The sequence below is a fragment of the Anaerostipes sp. AF04-45 genome (assembly GCF_003461725.1).
GTDB classification, from domain to species: Bacteria; Bacillota; Clostridia; order Lachnospirales; family Lachnospiraceae; genus Anaerostipes; species Anaerostipes caccae.
Genome location: NZ_QTXQ01000014.1, coordinates 669 through 16,669 on the forward strand (window position 1 = coordinate 669; position 16,001 = coordinate 16,669).

At 43.5% G+C, this 16,001-nt stretch carries 13 protein-coding genes, 1 tRNA gene and 1 riboswitch; of the genes, 10 read left to right on the top strand and 4 right to left on the bottom strand.

Annotated features, from left to right (window positions below):
• The first annotated feature begins 156 nt into the window (after positions 1-156).
• The 7 genes from DWV34_RS15340 to rsmI all read left to right on the top strand — a co-directional run bounded on the left by DWV34_RS15340 (position 157) and on the right by rsmI (position 5,858).
• Positions 157-229, top strand: a tRNA-Phe gene (locus tag DWV34_RS15340).
• A 130-nt stretch (positions 230-359) separates the two neighbouring features.
• Complete coding sequence (locus DWV34_RS15345) at positions 360-1,739, top strand: aminotransferase class I/II-fold pyridoxal phosphate-dependent enzyme (RefSeq protein WP_009291023.1); 1,380 nt, start codon at positions 360-362, stop codon at positions 1,737-1,739.
• Between the two features lies 1 nt (position 1,740).
• A complete protein-coding gene (gene tmk / locus DWV34_RS15350; RefSeq protein ID WP_022260685.1) occupies positions 1,741-2,376 on the top strand; it encodes a dTMP kinase in 636 nt (211 codons plus the stop codon).
• 38 nt (positions 2,377-2,414) lie between these two features.
• Positions 2,415-3,407: a DNA polymerase III subunit delta' gene (holB, locus tag DWV34_RS15355; RefSeq protein ID WP_022260686.1), complete on the top strand. Its 993-nt coding sequence runs from the start codon at positions 2,415-2,417 to the stop codon at positions 3,405-3,407.
• Entirely contained in the window at positions 3,401-4,267 is an 867-nt protein-coding gene (locus DWV34_RS15360) for a PSP1 domain-containing protein (RefSeq protein WP_009291025.1), read from the top strand. The genes holB and DWV34_RS15360 overlap by 7 nt, the downstream gene beginning before the upstream one ends.
• A complete protein-coding gene (locus tag DWV34_RS15365) occupies positions 4,257-5,009 on the top strand; it encodes a tRNA1(Val) (adenine(37)-N6)-methyltransferase (RefSeq protein ID WP_118476627.1) in 753 nt (250 codons plus the stop codon). The genes DWV34_RS15360 and DWV34_RS15365 overlap by 11 nt, the downstream gene beginning before the upstream one ends.
• Positions 5,010-5,858, top strand: coding sequence for a 16S rRNA (cytidine(1402)-2'-O)-methyltransferase (gene rsmI, locus DWV34_RS15370; protein ID WP_006567977.1), 849 nt, complete (start codon positions 5,010-5,012; stop codon positions 5,856-5,858). It begins immediately after the preceding gene.
• Between the two features lie 60 nt (positions 5,859-5,918).
• Here the strand turns inward: rsmI and DWV34_RS15375 are convergent, their stop codons facing one another.
• Complete coding sequence (locus DWV34_RS15375) at positions 5,919-6,182, bottom strand: AbrB/MazE/SpoVT family DNA-binding domain-containing protein (RefSeq protein WP_006567976.1); 264 nt, start codon at positions 6,180-6,182, stop codon at positions 5,919-5,921.
• A gap of 141 nt (positions 6,183-6,323) precedes the next feature.
• Here DWV34_RS15375 and DWV34_RS15380 point away from each other — a divergent pair, with 141 nt between their 5' ends.
• The 3 genes from DWV34_RS15380 (at position 6,324) to DWV34_RS15390 (ending at position 11,877) form a co-directional block, all read left to right on the top strand.
• Positions 6,324-6,905, top strand: a complete 582-nt coding sequence (locus DWV34_RS15380; protein WP_006567975.1) for a hypothetical protein — start codon at positions 6,324-6,326, stop codon at positions 6,903-6,905.
• A 48-nt stretch (positions 6,906-6,953) separates the two neighbouring features.
• A riboswitch (cyclic di-GMP riboswitch) is annotated at positions 6,954-7,046 on the top strand.
• 81 nt (positions 7,047-7,127) lie between these two features.
• The gene (locus DWV34_RS15385) at positions 7,128-11,207 is read left to right on the top strand and encodes an MSCRAMM family protein (protein ID WP_158565697.1); all 4,080 of its coding nucleotides are present in this window, start codon (positions 7,128-7,130) and stop codon (positions 11,205-11,207) included.
• Positions 11,208-11,403: 196 nt separating this feature from the next.
• Positions 11,404-11,877: a nucleoside recognition domain-containing protein gene (locus DWV34_RS15390; protein WP_006567973.1), complete on the top strand. Its 474-nt coding sequence runs from the start codon at positions 11,404-11,406 to the stop codon at positions 11,875-11,877.
• 34 nt (positions 11,878-11,911) lie between these two features.
• Here DWV34_RS15390 and DWV34_RS15395 read toward each other — a convergent pair whose 3' ends face one another.
• From DWV34_RS15395 to DWV34_RS15405, 3 genes are read right to left on the bottom strand one after another with little or no spacing between them, the layout of a single operon-like run.
• Complete coding sequence (locus DWV34_RS15395) at positions 11,912-12,349, bottom strand: MarR family winged helix-turn-helix transcriptional regulator (protein WP_006567972.1); 438 nt, start codon at positions 12,347-12,349, stop codon at positions 11,912-11,914.
• 20 nt (positions 12,350-12,369) lie between these two features.
• The gene (locus DWV34_RS15400) at positions 12,370-14,037 is read right to left on the bottom strand and encodes a phosphoenolpyruvate carboxykinase (ATP) (RefSeq protein ID WP_118476606.1); all 1,668 of its coding nucleotides are present in this window, start codon (positions 14,035-14,037) and stop codon (positions 12,370-12,372) included.
• 53 nt (positions 14,038-14,090) lie between these two features.
• On the bottom strand, positions 14,091-15,887 hold the full coding sequence (locus tag DWV34_RS15405; protein ID WP_118476607.1) for a DUF885 domain-containing protein: 1,797 nt from the start codon (positions 15,885-15,887) through the stop codon (positions 14,091-14,093).
• Positions 15,888-16,001: the final 114 nt, after the last annotated feature.

Consider the following 16,001-nt stretch of genomic DNA (forward strand, 5'->3'; position numbering starts at 1 on the left):
TCCATTTGCATTTGAGTGTGCAAAATATAAAAATAAATAAGGCTGAGCATTTATGGTCAGAATTATTTATTTTTTATATTTTATAGGCGGAAACACCGTGAACGAAGAATCTTTGATTCTGAGTTCGGCACACGGACTACAAAGATCAATACCCAAGCCCAGATAGCTCAGTCGGTAGAGCAGAGGACTGAAAATCCTCGTGTCGCTGGTTCGATTCCGGCTCTGGGCATCCCAAAAGTTCTGATTTATATCAGGGCTTTTTTCGTTTTTCACAAAAGACTGTGCTACTCCTTAAAATGTCTTGGAATATCCACGGTGTGTATGATAAAATAGGATAAAATGAGGCTTAATAATAATTTATGAAATATCCTATTTTTGAAAAATTAAGACAATTAGATAAAGAAGGATTGTATCCGTTTCATATGCCTGGGCACAAAAGGAAGAAACAGGACATTATGAGAGAGGGATCTCTGTTTGCGCTTGACACTACAGAGATCAGCGGCTATGACGACCTGCATCATCCGGAAGGGATGATTAAAGAATCAATGGAGTATATCAAACATATATATGGAAGTAAGGAAAGTTATTTTCTGATCAACAGCACCACCGGAGGTATTTTAGCTTCTGTGACTGCGTCCTGTCGGCTGGGGGATAAGATTCTTATCAGCAGGAATTGTCACAAGTCCGTATATCATGCAATTTCCATGCTTGGATTAAGGCCGGTTTATTTATATCCCAAAATAGAGCAGAATATTTGTATGGGGATTACCAGAAGCCAGGTGCAGGACATCCTGAACAGGGAAAAAGGCATTAAAGCCGCTGTTATCGTTTCTCCCACTTATGAAGGGATCGTGTCTGATATCAGGCAGATTGCCGAGGTTCTTCATGAAGAGGGGATTCCCCTGATCGTGGATGAAGCTCACGGAGCACATTTTGTATTTCACAGTGGATTTCCCGAGAGTGCGGTATCTCAGGGAGCAGACGCAGTGATCCAGAGTCTGCACAAGACACTGCCTTCCCTTACTCAGACCGGACTTCTGCACATATGCAGTTCCAGGATAGGCACCAGGGAGATTCAGCAGGCTTTATCTACGTTTCAGAGCAGCAGTCCGTCTTATATTTTGATGGCAAGTATTGATTACTGTGTCAGGAAATGTGCAGACAGGCCGGACTTGTTTGATGACTATGTTCAGAATCTAATGGATATCCGGGCCAGACTTAAACATATGAGAAATCTGAAGCTCTTAAGGACAGATGATCCGGGGAAAATCGTTGTTTTGACCGGAGATACAAAGATTACCGGCAAAGAGCTGTTTCATATTTTGAGGAGTGAATATGGGATCGAGCTGGAGATGTCCGAAATATCCTATGTCACGGCTATGACGAGTATTTGTGATACAAAAGAGGCGTTAGGTAAATTGTGTGAGGCTTTTCTGGAGACAGATGAAAGCCTGTACCATGTCCCAAATCCGGGACAGGCTGTTATTCCGGCTGCTGAGCAGGTTATGACGCCTTATGAGGCAAAGATCAGGGGCAGGAAGCTGGTGTCTCCGTACGAAGCGGTCGGAGAGCTCAGTGCGGAATTTATATTTTTATATCCTCCGGGTATACCGCTGGCGGTGCCGGGAGAGAGAATTTCAGAGGAAATAGTGCAGAAAATGAAGGAGTACCGGGAACAGAAGATGAATTTGCTCGGTCTGTCAGAAGGCCGGATTTACATAGTGGATGAAAGGGTTTGAGATGGGAATATTTATAACGATGGAAGGGCCGGACGGTGCCGGAAAATCGACACAGATTGATTTATTAAGAGTCTACTTATTGCAGAAGGGGTATGATATAATAGTATGCAGGGAACCGGGAGGCACGGTTATAAGCGAAGCGATCCGTGAAGTGATCCTCAACCGGGATTATAAAAACATGGGACATATGACAGAACTTCTTTTGTACGCTGCGGCCAGGGCCCAGTTAGTAGAGGAAGTCATACAGCCTGCTCTGGACCAGGGAAAAGTAGTCATCTGTGACCGCTTCATAGAATCTTCGGCCGTATATCAGGGAATTGCAAGGGGACTGGGTGTTGATCTGGTATATGAAGTAAACCGTTTTGCAGTGGGAAATACTATGCCGGATATAACGCTCCTGCTTGATGTGGATGCAGAGACCGGCATCGGAAGGAAGAAACAGCAGGCAGAGCTGGACCGTATGGAATCAGAAAAGCTGGAATTTCACAGGAAAGTGGTGGAAGGATACAGGCTGTTAGCCGAAAGAGATAAAAACAGAATGGTTAAAATAGACGGGAGAAACTCCATTGAGGAAATTCACCGTCAGATAAAAGTAGCAGTTGATGATGCCCTGACGAGAGAGACAAAACAGACGTAAGGCAGGGGATTGATTTCATAGGGATGGAAGAGGATGAGATGAAGAGTTTTGATAACGTGGTTGGACATAAGAAGATCATACAGCATTTTGAAGAAGCCATTCAGACCGGACAGATTTCACATGCATATTTACTGAATGGAGAAGACGGATCAGGAAAGATGACATTGGCAAAAGCCTTTGCGAAAGCGCTGCTCTGTGAGAAACATGAGGGGTGCGGACAATGTACGCCGTGCCGTCAGGCGGATACGGGAAACCATCCGGATCTGATCTATATAACACATGAAAAATACGAGATCCGCGTAGATGAGATCAGACAGGGGATCAATGAGACCATAGACATTAAGCCGTACAGCAGCAATTATAAAATATATATTGTGGACGATGCAGACCGTATGAATGTAGGGGCTCAGAATGCACTGTTAAAGACGCTGGAAGAACCGCCGGAGTATGCAGTGATCCTGCTTCTTACAAACAACAAAGACCGTCTGCTGGAGACAATATTGTCCAGATGTGTATGTATGTCTCTGGGAACTGTCCCGGAAGATCAGATCAGGGATTACCTGAAGGAACATACTCAGGCAGATGAGGATATGATTGAGTTTGCAGTATCATTCTCACTGGGTAACCTTGGAAAGGCTGTCCATGTGGCTGAGACTAAAGAGTTCCACGAGATGCTGAATGAAGCGTTGGGAATGCTTGGTTATATACATCATATTGAACTTCATGAGATGATTTCTTATTTAAAGACATTGACAAAATATAAAGAACAGATTTATGATTTTCTTGATATTATGACAGACTGGTACAGGGATATGCTGATCCTCAAGACAACGGGATCTGTGAATCTTCTGATTTTCAAGGACAAGTACCGCCAGCTCAAAGAGCAGGAAATATATATTACATTTGAAGGACTTACCCACATCATGGACGAGATTCAGAAGGCCAGAGTACGCTTGAATGCGAACGTGAATTTTGAAGTGACGATGGAAATGTTGCTTCTAACGATGAAGGAGAATGGAAAGGTATGGTAGAAGTAGTTGGAGTGCGGTTCCGTACTGCCGGGAAAGTATATTTTTTTGATCCAAAAAAGTTTGACATAAAACAGGGAGACCATGTGATTGTGGAAACTGCCCGCGGCGTGGAATACGGCAGAGTTGTAACGGACAAAAAGAAAGTGGACAAGGAAGCCGTCTCTGACGAGTTAAAACCGGTTCTTCGGATTGCAACCAGAGAAGATAAAGATGCAGCACTGGAAAATCTGAAGAAAGAGAAGGAAGCTTTCTCTATCTGTTCACAGAAGATCCGGGAGCACAAACTGGAGATGAAACTGGTAGCTACCGAGTATACGTTTGACAACAATAAAGTCCTGTTTTACTTTACCGCGGACGGCCGTGTGGATTTTCGTGAATTGGTGAAAGACCTGGCATCTATTTTCAGAACAAGAATCGAACTGCGCCAGATCGGTGTGAGAGATGAGGCAAAGATGCTCGGCGGGATTGGAATCTGCGGACGGGCACTGTGCTGCAGTTCTTATCTGTCGGAATTCATTCCGGTCTCCATTAAGATGGCAAAGGAACAGAGCCTGTCTCTGAATCCCACTAAGATTTCAGGGGTCTGCGGGCGACTGATGTGCTGTCTGAAAAATGAGCAGGAGACATACGAATACCTGAACAAGAAACTGCCGAACATCGGAGATGCAGTGAAAACATCGGACGGCCGCACTGGCGAAGTGCAGCGGGTCAATATACTCAGACAAAATGTGAAGCTGATCGTAGAAGATGACAACGGCGATAAGGAAATCGTGGAGTACAAGCTGGATGATTTGAATTATCATCCGAAAAATGCGAGAAAAAGACGGGGAAAGGGCAGCCACAAGAATCATGAGAGCTAAACTTGGAGACGGAGAGCGATTGGATGATCTGGGTATAAAGGGATATCAGATCATCCAGAAAAAAGACGGTTTCTGTTTTGGAATGGACGCGGTTCTACTGTCCTCTTTTGTCAAAGTGAAGAAAAACGGTAATGTGCTGGATCTTGGCACAGGAACTGGGATTCTTCCGATCCTCATGGAAGCCAAGACGCCCGGAAGACATTTTACCGGGCTGGAAATCCAGAGTGAGATGGCCGAGATGGCAGCAAGAAGTGCTGCATTAAACGGGCTGGAAGAAAAGATAGAGATCGTAGAAGGTGATATTACGAAGGCTTCTGCGATTTTTTCACATGACAGCTTTGATGTCATTACTTCAAATCCGCCTTATTTGGTGCATGATCATGGCTTCAGGAATTCAAATGATGCGAAAGCCATTGCAAGACATGAGATCCTGTGCAGATTCCGGGATATTTCCGATGCTGCCAGAGTCCTTTTAAAACACAGCGGAAGTTTGTTTTTGGTTCACAGAAGCTATCGTCTTTCTGAGATCCTTAACTGTTTGAGCAATGACGGACTGGAGCCCAAAAGAATCCGGTTTGTTTATCCTTACAGGGAAAAAGAATCCAATATTTTTTTGCTGGAAGCAGTAAAAGGAGGGAAGTCCAGGATGAAGGTCGAACCGCCTTTGATCATCTATGAAAAGCCCGGACAGTATACGGAAGAAATTTATAAAATTTATGGATGGAAACCAGAGGAGGTTTAAATGGCAGGGAAATTATATTTATGTGCAACGCCTATCGGCAATCTGGAGGACATTACATTCCGGACACTGGAAACGTTAAAAGCTGTAGATTTGATCGCTGCGGAAGACACACGGCACAGCATTAAGCTTTTAAATCACTTTGATATTAAGACAAAGATGACGAGCTATCACGAGTACAACCGTGTAGAAAAAGCCCGTTATCTTGTAAAGCTTCTGGAGGATGGAAAAAACATTGCACTGATTACGGATGCAGGAACACCGGGCATTTCAGATCCGGGAGAAGAACTGGTGAGACAGTGTCATGAAAACGGCATTCAGGTAACGTCCCTGCCGGGTGCATGTGCCCTGATCAATGGACTGATTATTTCAGGGCAGCCAACCAGAAGATTCTGTTTTGAAGCATTTCTGCCGCCAGATAAAAAAGAGCGCGCCATGATCTTAGAACAGCTGAAGGATGAAACACGGACGATTATTTTGTATGAGGCTCCCCACAGGCTGTTAAAGACTTTGGAGGAACTTTACAGCACGATGGGGAATAGGAAAATGACGGTCTGCAGGGAACTGACAAAGAAGCATGAAACGGTATTTGTTTCTGAGATGGAAGAGGTCATCTCCTATTATACCGAACATCCGGCAAAGGGTGAGTGTGTTCTGATCATTCAGGGAAGAACATTGGAGGAACTGAAAAAGGAGAGCCAGGAGCAGTTTCAGGAACTCGATTTGATGGAGCATATGGAACGCTATTTAGGGAAAGGCCTCTCACAAAAAGAGGCTATGAAACTGGTGGCCAAAGACCGCGGAGTAGGAAAAAGAGATATTTATCAGGAGCTTCTCCGGTATAAGAAATAAAATAACATCAAAAAAAGGACATATCATCCAGCATATGTCCTTTCACTATATCCCACTGCTTTATTCTGCAACATTTAAACCAGCAAGTTTCGCCAATTCAATGATAGAACTTTTTGACACTTTCTTGCCTTTGTACTCAACGAGATCATCCATTTCGCCAGTAAAGATGTCTGCTGGATTGTACTTTTTCAATATGATCGTATCTTCGTCAACGAAGATCTCAAGGGGATCCCTCTCATTCACATCCAGATTACGTCTTAACTCAATTGGTAAAGTAATACGTCCCAGCTCATCAAGCTTTCTTACAATACCTGTACTCTTCATATTCGCTTCCCTCCTTGCAAATTAGTAAACTACTATACCTAACAATATCATACCTCACAAAGCTTGTCAAATCCGGGCTTTGAAGCATATTCTTATGGGGAAAAGAATAGGATACACTAAGAACGAAAAAGGAGTTTTTCTTTGATCAATTATATATGGAGTATTTTAATCTTAGCAGGTATATTAATAGGAAGTATAAACGGTAATCTGAATGCCGTATCAGACACGATTCTGGATTCTTCTAAGGAAGCTGTACAACTCTGTATCCTGATGTTCGGGGTCGTGGGGGTATGGTCCGGGATTATGAACGTTGCAGTCTCCTTAGGCCTTGTAAAAAAGCTTGAGAGACTCATAGCGCCCTTTTTAAAGCTTCTGTTTCCGAGGTTGAGGGATAAGGAGGCAAAGGAATACATCAGCACGAATATCGTGGCTAATCTTCTGGGACTTGGATGGGCCGCAACACCGTCAGGGATCAAGGCAATGAAGGCCCTTGACAGGATCAATCCGCACAAAGGTGTCGCCACCAGGGAAATGTGTATGTTTCTGATTCTTAACATTTCATCTTTACAGCTGATTCCGGTCAACATCATCGTATTCCGAAGCCAGTACGGAAGTGTGAATCCGACCGCGATTGTTGCGCCGGCCATTGTTGCAACCTTTTGTTCCACGATCGTAGGAATTCTCTTTGCAAAGATCATCGAGAAATTTCAGAAAAGCACTTGATTTTTAGAGACAATTTGTATATGATGAGAATATAGGTTTAGAAAGAGTAAAATAAATAGGCAAAGCTGCCGAAAGGCAGTGACGCAAAGCTAAAGGGGCTATATCGTATAGGGAGTATGATCGTGCCAGCCAGCTGCCTCATAAATTATTATTTATGTGTAGATTGAGAATCCGTTGGATACTCAGTCTTTTTTGTTTCAAATAATAAATGGGGGTATGAAAATGAGTAAAAAGGTAAGAAAAAGTCTTGCAGTTCTTGCGGCTTTTGTGCTGACGATATCATTTATCGCAGGGAATGGTGCGTTCACCAATGTCCATGCACAGGAGGCGGAAACAGAAACTGCATCAGAACAGATCACTTCTACAACAGAGGCTTCTTTAGCAACTGAGGAAACAGCTGCAATGGCCACAGAATCTGTCACAACAGAGCAAAAGGCCGCAACAGAGAGTAATACAGAAGCCGCAAAGGCCGAGAGCACTGCATCTGTCACAGCAATTCAGAAAAAAACAGCCGTAAAGTCCGTAAAACAGGGATCAGATCCTGTGGTGACAAACGGCGATTTCACCAAATACTTAACTAAATTTGCATTTACAGACCATTTAGGAAATCCGTTCACGGAGTCTCATCCTGTCACAAAAGACAGCAATGTGATCATCAGATATGAGTTCAAAATTCCGAATAAGGAAACCATTCAGGGAGGATCCACTTATATTCTGAAAATGCCGAACGTGTTCCAGTTAGATGGTCTCAGCGGCGCTGCGCAGAAATTAAATAAGCAACAGGCAGGCGCTGTAGAGGAAGTTCCGAACTGGACCGTAAACAACAATGCAACCATCACAGTAAAATTTCCAAAAACGCTGACTCAATCTAATATTGAAGGGTTCATGGAGATTAGCTGCAGCGTGGACGCAGATCAGTTAAAAGAAGAGACAATTATTTTCGATCTGGGACAACTTGAGGGATTCGGGCAGGAGTATCAGACTGACTTTAAACCGGAAGTGGAAAAGAAAAGCCCTGAAGTAGCGAAAAAGGGAACGCTGAACAGAGAAGACCAGACCATCACATGGACGGTCATTGCCACACCGGATAAGGGAGACAATAATCTGGAAGGATACACCCTGATAGATACGTTTGATAAAAAACAAGTCTTTGTAAAAGGTTCCGTGGAGTTAGACGGAACAAAAACTGCCGATCCGGAACTAACTGACAATGGATGGAACTATAAGTTCGGAAAGATCAGCAATGGTTCCCATACATTAACTTACAAAACAAAGCTTACGGATGAATTTTTTGAATCAGATTATAAGCCCAATGGTGCAAAAGATATGTCTGCCATTGCAGCTAATACTGTAACAATTAAGACAGGGGACAGTAAAGGTGAAGCTTCAGCCGATGCTTCAGTCCGGGTGGTAAGATATGCATTTTGGAAAGATAAAAATGCATCCAATAATATAGGATATGATGACGATGCAAAGAAGCCGTATCTTGGCTTTCAGCTGAAAGGTTGGTACGATACAGCGGGCAGAGAACTGCCGGTTACATTTACAGATAAGCTTCCAGAAGGAACCTCACTGATGGAGACAGAAGGACAGCTCACAGTGAAATATGGCAGCGGCAATGCAGTGAAACTTACAAAGGCAGCAGGAAGTACACCGGGTGAAAATGAATATACGTATGATACGGCAACACGAGAATTTAAAGTAACACTTGATCCAAAGTACAACAATAACTTTGTCTATGTCAATTATAAGATCTGGCTGGATACCGAGGCGGCTGTAAAAAAAGGAAGTGTAAGAAATACTGCAGTCATGACGGTTGGAAACCATGTAAGCATTTCTGATTATGAGGATTCCAGCTGGGGAAGCGGATATCAGAAAGGAAAGCTGGGACTTACAAAGTCAGGAGCCTTTGCAAGAGTTGAAGATGACAATACCATAAAATGGACAGTCACTGTCAATAACAATCCAACCAAAACAGTGAATGGAGACATTCAGTTTAAAGATGTGCTTCCGGAAGGGCTTGAATACATTGCCGGATCTTTTAATGCTAATTATAAGGGCAAGAATGAAAAAAATGTGCAGGTAAATGGAAACGAATTAATTTTTACTATAAAGGATCTTGGAAAAAACAAATGCACGATCACATATACAACAAGGATTAAGGGCGGAGCCCTTCAGTTCACTCAGAATGCAAATGGGAACTCACCGGCTGTTTCTTTTAAAAACCATGTGTTTCTCGAATGGGATGGTAACAAACAGGATATTACGGGAACAGGTTCTGTAAATATCCAGACTTTCGTTTCCAAGAAGGGAAGTTATAACAGCAGCAAAGATGAATTCAACTGGACGATCTGGCTCAGGTCAAAGGGCATTTACATTCATAACATGGTTGTCACAGAGAAGCTTCCGGAAGGCCACAGACTCGTAGAGGGAAGCCTTAAATACGGAGATAAAGTTCTTGGGACAGAGAAGAGTGCAGATCAGCCTTACTATGAGGTCAGCGGTGATAGTATCATTATTTACTTCCCGGAACAAATGCTTCCGACAGACAAAAATGACATGACACTGAGTACCGTTACCGATGAGACAAAGGCTGAGACAAAACCAGAAAAGGTAAGTGCAGTCAATGAAGTGAGTGTACGGGCAGACGAGTTTAAAACAGAGCTGACAGCAAAAGCTGAAGTAAATGTAAGCTATACGCCAGATGTAGAAAAAACCACTTCTTATAAAAAAGGAAATTATGTAGAGTGGACCGTAAATGTAAATAAAAACCATGCGGTAATTACGAAACAGAAGGCCGAAATTACAGATCAGCTTCAGCCGGGACTGACTTACAGAGAGGGATCTGTAAAGCTGATCGATGTGACGGCAAACAATAAAGAGATTTCCGGAATGGATTCAGATTATGATGATGTTTCAGGTAAGATTGTGTTTACATTCCCGGATGGACTGGATTTAACTCACCAGTTTAAAGTCTTATTTATCACAGATGTCACATCTGCCACAGGAAATATTAAAAACACCGTTACCTTTGATGCGAGTGCCAAAGAGACCAAGGTAACCAGCGGCAGTGTCCCATTGATATTAAGCGGAATGAACAGCGGCCTGACAGGTGATAACATTCGTTTTATCTTAAACAAAACAGATGCAGAAGATAATGCTCCCTTGGAAAATGTTGAATTTCAGCTTTATGACCATAATAAGAATGAAGTTGGAAGTGTTATGAAAACAGATAACAAGGGAAGGATTGCTTTCGATGCAGGATTAAAATACGGCAACACCTATTATCTGAAAGAGACAAAGGCTCTGAACGATTATGTACTGGACGCAGCGGAGCACAAACTAGTGATCGGGGAGAAAGAATCCGACAGAGTACAGGTTCAGTTTGACGGAAGAGACTACACTTTCTCATTAGATGAAAATGGAACTCTGAACTTTGGTTTTACAATTACAAATGAAGCAAAACGAGGTTCCGTTCTCCTTAAAAAGGTGAGCAGCGAAGACGCCCAGACTCTTGAAGGAGCAGAATTCAGCCTGTACAAGGCAGACGGAGAGTTAGTGGCTCAGGGACTTAAGACCGATGCACAGGGTCAGATCAGATTTGACTATCTGAGGCTCGGAACTTATTATTTCCAGGAAACAAAAGCGCCGGAAGGCTACAATCTGGATGCGGAGACCAAATATGAATTCAGAATTAACGATCAGGCAGCAGAGACACCGGTAGTTGTCGAAGCTGAAAATGTACCTACAAAAGTTTCTGTCATCAAGCTGGATGCAGCGACGAAGAAAGCGCTGGCAGGAGCTGAGCTTCAGATCATTCAGATTCAGGAAGACGGATCAGAATTGATCGTTGAAGAGTGGACATCTGAAGAGGAGGCACACGCGGTCACAGGAAAGTTTATTCCCGGAGAAGAATATATTTTAAGGGAGACAGAAGCACCGTTTGGCTACGAACTTGCAGAGGATGTGAGGTTTACAGTGAATGCAGGGGGAGAACTGCAGACTGTGGAAATGTATGATGAGCCTTCACCGGAAGATCCATATTACGGTGGAGATGATGAAGAAGAATCTAGCACAAGTGAGACAACAACCACGACAACATATGAAGAACCTGAGGATGAAGATTCTTACTACAGAGAGGACAGTGAAACTGTCAAAACTTCTGAAGCTTCCAGCAAATCGGTGACTGAATCAAGGGTTTCCAGAACCGGAGACAGTTCACATACAGCTGTTTACGCCATAGTGGCTGTGTGTGCGGCAGGTGCCGTACTGCTGCTTCTCAGAAAAAAATATAAGAAGTAACCAAAAATAATCTAAGGATACCAGGAAAGCACGATTTGTTTCTGGTATCCTTTTTTATTATAATGAGTTCTATCAATCTTACCTGTTTTTGGCATATAGGACGAGGATGCATGTATATATTGTAATATAAAGTAATAAGGCGGGTGTGACTGTGATTGTTTCGCTGTCCGGCATTATTATCCCTTTAATTTTATTCATGATACTTTTGTATGGAATGATTTCAAAAAAAGAAATGTATCAGCCGTTTCTGGAAGGAGTCCAGGATGGATTTAAGGTAGTCATGGAAATTGCCCCTACCCTGATTGCACTGTTTTTAGCTGTGCAGATTTTCAGGACGTCCGGAGCGCTGGATCTTCTTGTATCCGTATTGAGTCCGGTGGGACAGCTTTTAAAGATTCCCAAGGACGTGCTTCCGGTAATCTTTGCAAAGCTGTTTTCATCTTCGGCAGCTACTGGATTCCTTTTGGATATTTTTAAGAACTTTGGCCCTGACTCAGCTCAGGGAGTCATGTCATCAATTATTTTAAGTTCTACCGAGACATGTTTTTATACAATGTCTATCTATTTCTCGGCCGTACATATCAAAAAGACCAGATACACCCTGGCAGGTGCTCTTCTGGCAACCTTCGCAGGAGTAATGGCCAGTGTATTTCTCACCGGGATGCATTAAAAACGGGGGCTGGAAAGATTTCCAGCCCCCGTTTTTAATTGTTTTTTGTCTCATAGTAATCCCGGAAATATTCCATGATCCGTATCAGAAGGCGTTCTTCCTCTTCGTCTAATCGGGAAAGTACATCTTCAAGCATCGCGCGGTGAAACTGACTGTGATGGTCAAAGGCTTCCTTTCCTTTGTCAGAGAGGGATATATAAACGATTCTGCGGTCCTGCTCTCCGCGCCTGCGGATTACATAGCCTTTTTTTAAAAGACTGTTTATGGCGATGGTCAGCGTACCTACCGTGATGTTCAGGGCCTTTGCGATGGAAGACATATTCTTCGGACTGCCGGTTCCGATCGCGTCGATGATATGCAGTTCTTTGTTGGAAATGTCTTTGAACTCCTCTGTGATGACCGCCTTTTCCTCCTGATAAGATATTTCATGGAAAAGGTTTACCACAATGTCATTCAGCTGCTCTTTGGTCACGGTAAGAATTCACCTCACTTTTATTTTACATGGTTGTGCGCTTCGCTGATTACTTTAGCCAGAGCCTCTTTTGCCTCAGTAGGAAGAGCATTGTATCCGCCGTCCTGTGTATCCTTTTCAAAGATGAAGTTCAGACGTTCTGTCATTCTTGCTTTCAGGGTATTGACATAAGTCTCATCATCAAAATCAGGGACATATCCTTCCACTTCGATCGTTTCCATGTTGCTGAACGGTCCCCAAGGTTTTAATTGGGCATTGCCCTCAACGATCTGTTCTAATACAGACAAAGTAACACCAGGAGTGATATCCTTGCCCATAAAGTCGCCGGTATTTAAGATATAACATTCTACATGGCGGTCCTTTACAAGGGAACGGAACTTGTTGTAATCATCCACAAGAGGATAAGTACGGAACGGGTTTGCATATGGTTCCACGACCAGACGGTTCGGGTCTACTCCAGGCGCCAGGCGTTCTGCGTTAGTACGCTTTGTGGCGAGGGTAGCGCCCATGACTGCAGCCAAATGTGAACCGTTGACTTTGATGATCGGCGGAATGGTAGGATCTTTCATAATCCAGAAAATGCCGTTAACTGGAGATTCAATCTTGTCTACACGGTTTGGAGACCAGAGTTTTGACTTGATAGCCCGGCCGTTGCCGTTCCGGATGTCTTCAGTGACAAGGACAACATCTCCTTTGTCATCTCTCGTGGCAGAACAGTTCTGTGCTGTGAGGAGATACCTGTTGTCTTCGCACCCGGTCGGGTAGTCTGAGGTCTTGTCAAAATAAGTAGGCTCCATAGCGATGGAAGAGCCGGTTTCGGTGTTGATGATAAAGGCATCGTCGTGGAGGACGGTGATATCATATTTATTATTGTGTACGGCGTGAGTCAGTGTTGATTTTCCTGAACCGGACAGGCCAAAGAAAGATGCAACATAACTGTGGTTCGGACTTAAACGATATTCTTTCTGTCCGCCGTGGCAGGAAGCGTAGCCGTTTCTATTGGCAATCGCCCAGGCGATGGTAAGAGTACCTTTCTTATGTTCTCCAAAATAGCGCATTCCAAGCAAAGCTGCACAGTTGGTCTGGGTGTTGAAGTAAGTAAGCCCAAGCGGATGTTCCGGATGGCTCCATTGAGGATCAGAGAAAATATAAATATCAGACTCGCTGCCGATGGCACGGGACTTTTTATACATTTTATTGTATTCATCAGACTCATACTGGAAGTTCAGCATCCAGGAGTACAGGATGTTTTCCTCTCCCTCCGGAATCAGAAGATGTGCCTTAACCATAAATTCAGGGTCTAAGCCGATATAGACTTCTGCGTGGTACATGGTCTTTTTGCGTGTATCGTAGATCGCATCCATCACTTTTAAATCCAGATCGTTAGTATCCACGTTCGGACTTCCCGCGATCCTTCTGGCTGCCGCACAGCGTCCGGTAACGGAGCCGTCGTTGAACAGCAGAACTTTTGTGTCTTTTTTCAGGCCGAACTCTTCTCCGCGGTAGACCGGCATGTCGGTAACAATGGCTCCCGGAGAATTTTTAGCAAGCTCATATGCCTGCTTCAGGTTTACAACCTCAATGACGTTGTTGCCGTAAAATGCGGCCTCAATGATGGAGCGGGTCTTTGAGAATCCCGGTTTTCCTTTTCCAATTTCGTCATGGGTGTAGCGTGCTTTTGTTGACATAATCTTTCCTCCTAAACTTATGTGTTTTGCAGGTACAAAGATCGTACCCGGATTTACAGGTTTTCGTCGATGCGCTGTCTGAGTATACGAAAGCTGTTAGGTCCGGCATCTAATATGATTTTATGAAAAACTTTTTCATCATAAGCATTTCCAGATTTCTCTTTATAATAATCTTTTAATTCCATGAACTCCAGATAACCGATGTAGTAGCATAAGTAATTGGCCGGATTCTGGATGACATAGCGGTAAAGGGCTTTCATACTGGAGGTACTGATGGTTCCGTACTGCTGCATATATTTGACTGCCTCGTCAGCACTCCATCCTTCATAGTTAACACCCATATCCACTCTGGCACTTAAGGCCATATTGTACAGATAATTGTCCGGCAGAAGCTTCTTTAATGGCTCAAGTTCCTGCTTCATATCGAGGTAACTGTAAGAGTCCATCTCCACGTAGGTGGCCCAGCCTTCGCTGTATCCCGGATAATCCAGAATATAACGGATCGGATGTTCTTTTTTGCTGTGGAAATAAGTGGTTTGATACAAATGTCCCGGATAGCCCTCATGAGCCAGCGTCGGATACAGGGATTCCTGGCCGGTCTGCGCCTTATTGATGTAAATGACATTTTTCTTATAGTCATCGATGGCAGGAATCATGTAAAAAGCCGGGCTTGAGTTTTCTTCCAGAGAAGAATGGACATATTTGATGTCACACTCCACTTCGGCTGCTGCAGGATACTTATCTTTTATTTTCTGCTTCAGCTGTGACAGAATTTTCGATGGTTTTCTGCTTGAATATTTATTCAGATCCAAATCTAAAAAAGCATGGTAGATGGAGGGATCTTCTTTTATGATCTCTGTCATCTCTGTTTGAAGGTAACGAAGGTGTGCTTCGGTGGCCTTGATCATCTGAGGAACGGTCTTGTCAGAGCCGGTTTTATAGGAGGCCAGAGCAGAATAATAGGACTTCCCATTTTTGAAATGGGCATAGCCCTGGTTGTTCTTTCCGTTTCCTTTCAGATTTTTCAAATCACTGTACAGATTCTCATAGGCCGGAATCACTTCTTCTAAGATCAGGCGGCGGTTTTCCTTCCGGTAATTTCTCTTTTGGTTGGTGCTGAGGCCCGAAACCGAATCGATGTTTGTGTTGAATACTTCGATCATGTAATTATGGTCGGTAGCCCTGGTGAAATCATTGATTTGTTTTAAGACGGCATCTGCATCCGCATCCGACATGAAATATCCCCGTTTGACCTGTTCCTTTTCGTAGCGGATGACCGTGTCGAAGTAGGAACCGACTTTGGAGAGCAGAGAAAGGTAGGTTTCTACATCTTCCCTGGTTCTTAAAGGGTATTCGCACAAAGTTACCGGAAGCTGGGCCTGGGAGCCGAGAGTAGGGCTTAAAACCGTCTGCAGATAGGGGTAAGGTGCGAGCTTTTGCTGGCGCTTAAAGTAGTCCATGAGATAATCATAAGACTGCTTCTGGCTTTTGGAGAGTTTTTTGTAGTTGAAACTCTCAAGCTTTTTTATCTCCTTCTTACATTGGGCTTCTGCCTGGTCAAGGACTTTTAAATCGATGCTGCCCAGATCGGCCTTTTTGGCTTTGATGCCGTAGCGTTCCGGATGTGCAAGGGTATAATGCAGATTGACCGTATTGGAATTGACGTCTTCCTTGAAAAGCTGGTTCAAATAGGAGTCAAACTTCTGCCGGTCCGATGCTTTGTCTTTGGTGGATTCTGATTCTTTCGCTGTGGAGGGATTCCCGGTGTCCGATCCTTTGGAACAGCCGGTGAATGCCACCATGACAGCCATGGTAAATGCAAGAAACTTACGATATGTATATTTATGCATAAGAATCCTTTCTGAATAGAATCTCTTAGATACTATTATACTATTTTTTCAAGGAAAAAAATAGACTATCTTTGCAAGATGTACTATAATAAAACACAGTATAATGCGAAATTG

What these genes read in the sequence shown, in the direction of transcription:
- DWV34_RS15345 (WP_009291023.1), top strand. Translation starts at nt 360, where the DNA reads ATGAAATATCCTATTTTTGAAAAATTAAGACAATTAGATAAAGAAGGA.
- tmk (WP_022260685.1), top strand. Translation starts at nt 1,741, where the DNA reads ATGGGAATATTTATAACGATGGAAGGGCCGGACGGTGCCGGAAAATCG.
- holB (WP_022260686.1), top strand. Translation starts at nt 2,415, where the DNA reads ATGAAGAGTTTTGATAACGTGGTTGGACATAAGAAGATCATACAGCAT.
- DWV34_RS15360 (WP_009291025.1), top strand. Translation starts at nt 3,401, where the DNA reads ATGGTAGAAGTAGTTGGAGTGCGGTTCCGTACTGCCGGGAAAGTATAT.
- DWV34_RS15365 (WP_118476627.1), top strand. Translation starts at nt 4,257, where the DNA reads ATGAGAGCTAAACTTGGAGACGGAGAGCGATTGGATGATCTGGGTATA.
- rsmI (WP_006567977.1), top strand. Translation starts at nt 5,010, where the DNA reads ATGGCAGGGAAATTATATTTATGTGCAACGCCTATCGGCAATCTGGAG.
- DWV34_RS15375 (WP_006567976.1), bottom strand. Translation starts at nt 6,182, where the DNA reads ATGAAGAGTACAGGTATTGTAAGAAAGCTTGATGAGCTGGGACGTATT.
- DWV34_RS15385 (WP_158565697.1), top strand. Translation starts at nt 7,128, where the DNA reads ATGAGTAAAAAGGTAAGAAAAAGTCTTGCAGTTCTTGCGGCTTTTGTG.
- DWV34_RS15390 (WP_006567973.1), top strand. Translation starts at nt 11,404, where the DNA reads ATGATACTTTTGTATGGAATGATTTCAAAAAAAGAAATGTATCAGCCG.
- DWV34_RS15400 (WP_118476606.1), bottom strand. Translation starts at nt 14,037, where the DNA reads ATGTCAACAAAAGCACGCTACACCCATGACGAAATTGGAAAAGGAAAA.
- DWV34_RS15405 (WP_118476607.1), bottom strand. Translation starts at nt 15,887, where the DNA reads ATGCATAAATATACATATCGTAAGTTTCTTGCATTTACCATGGCTGTC.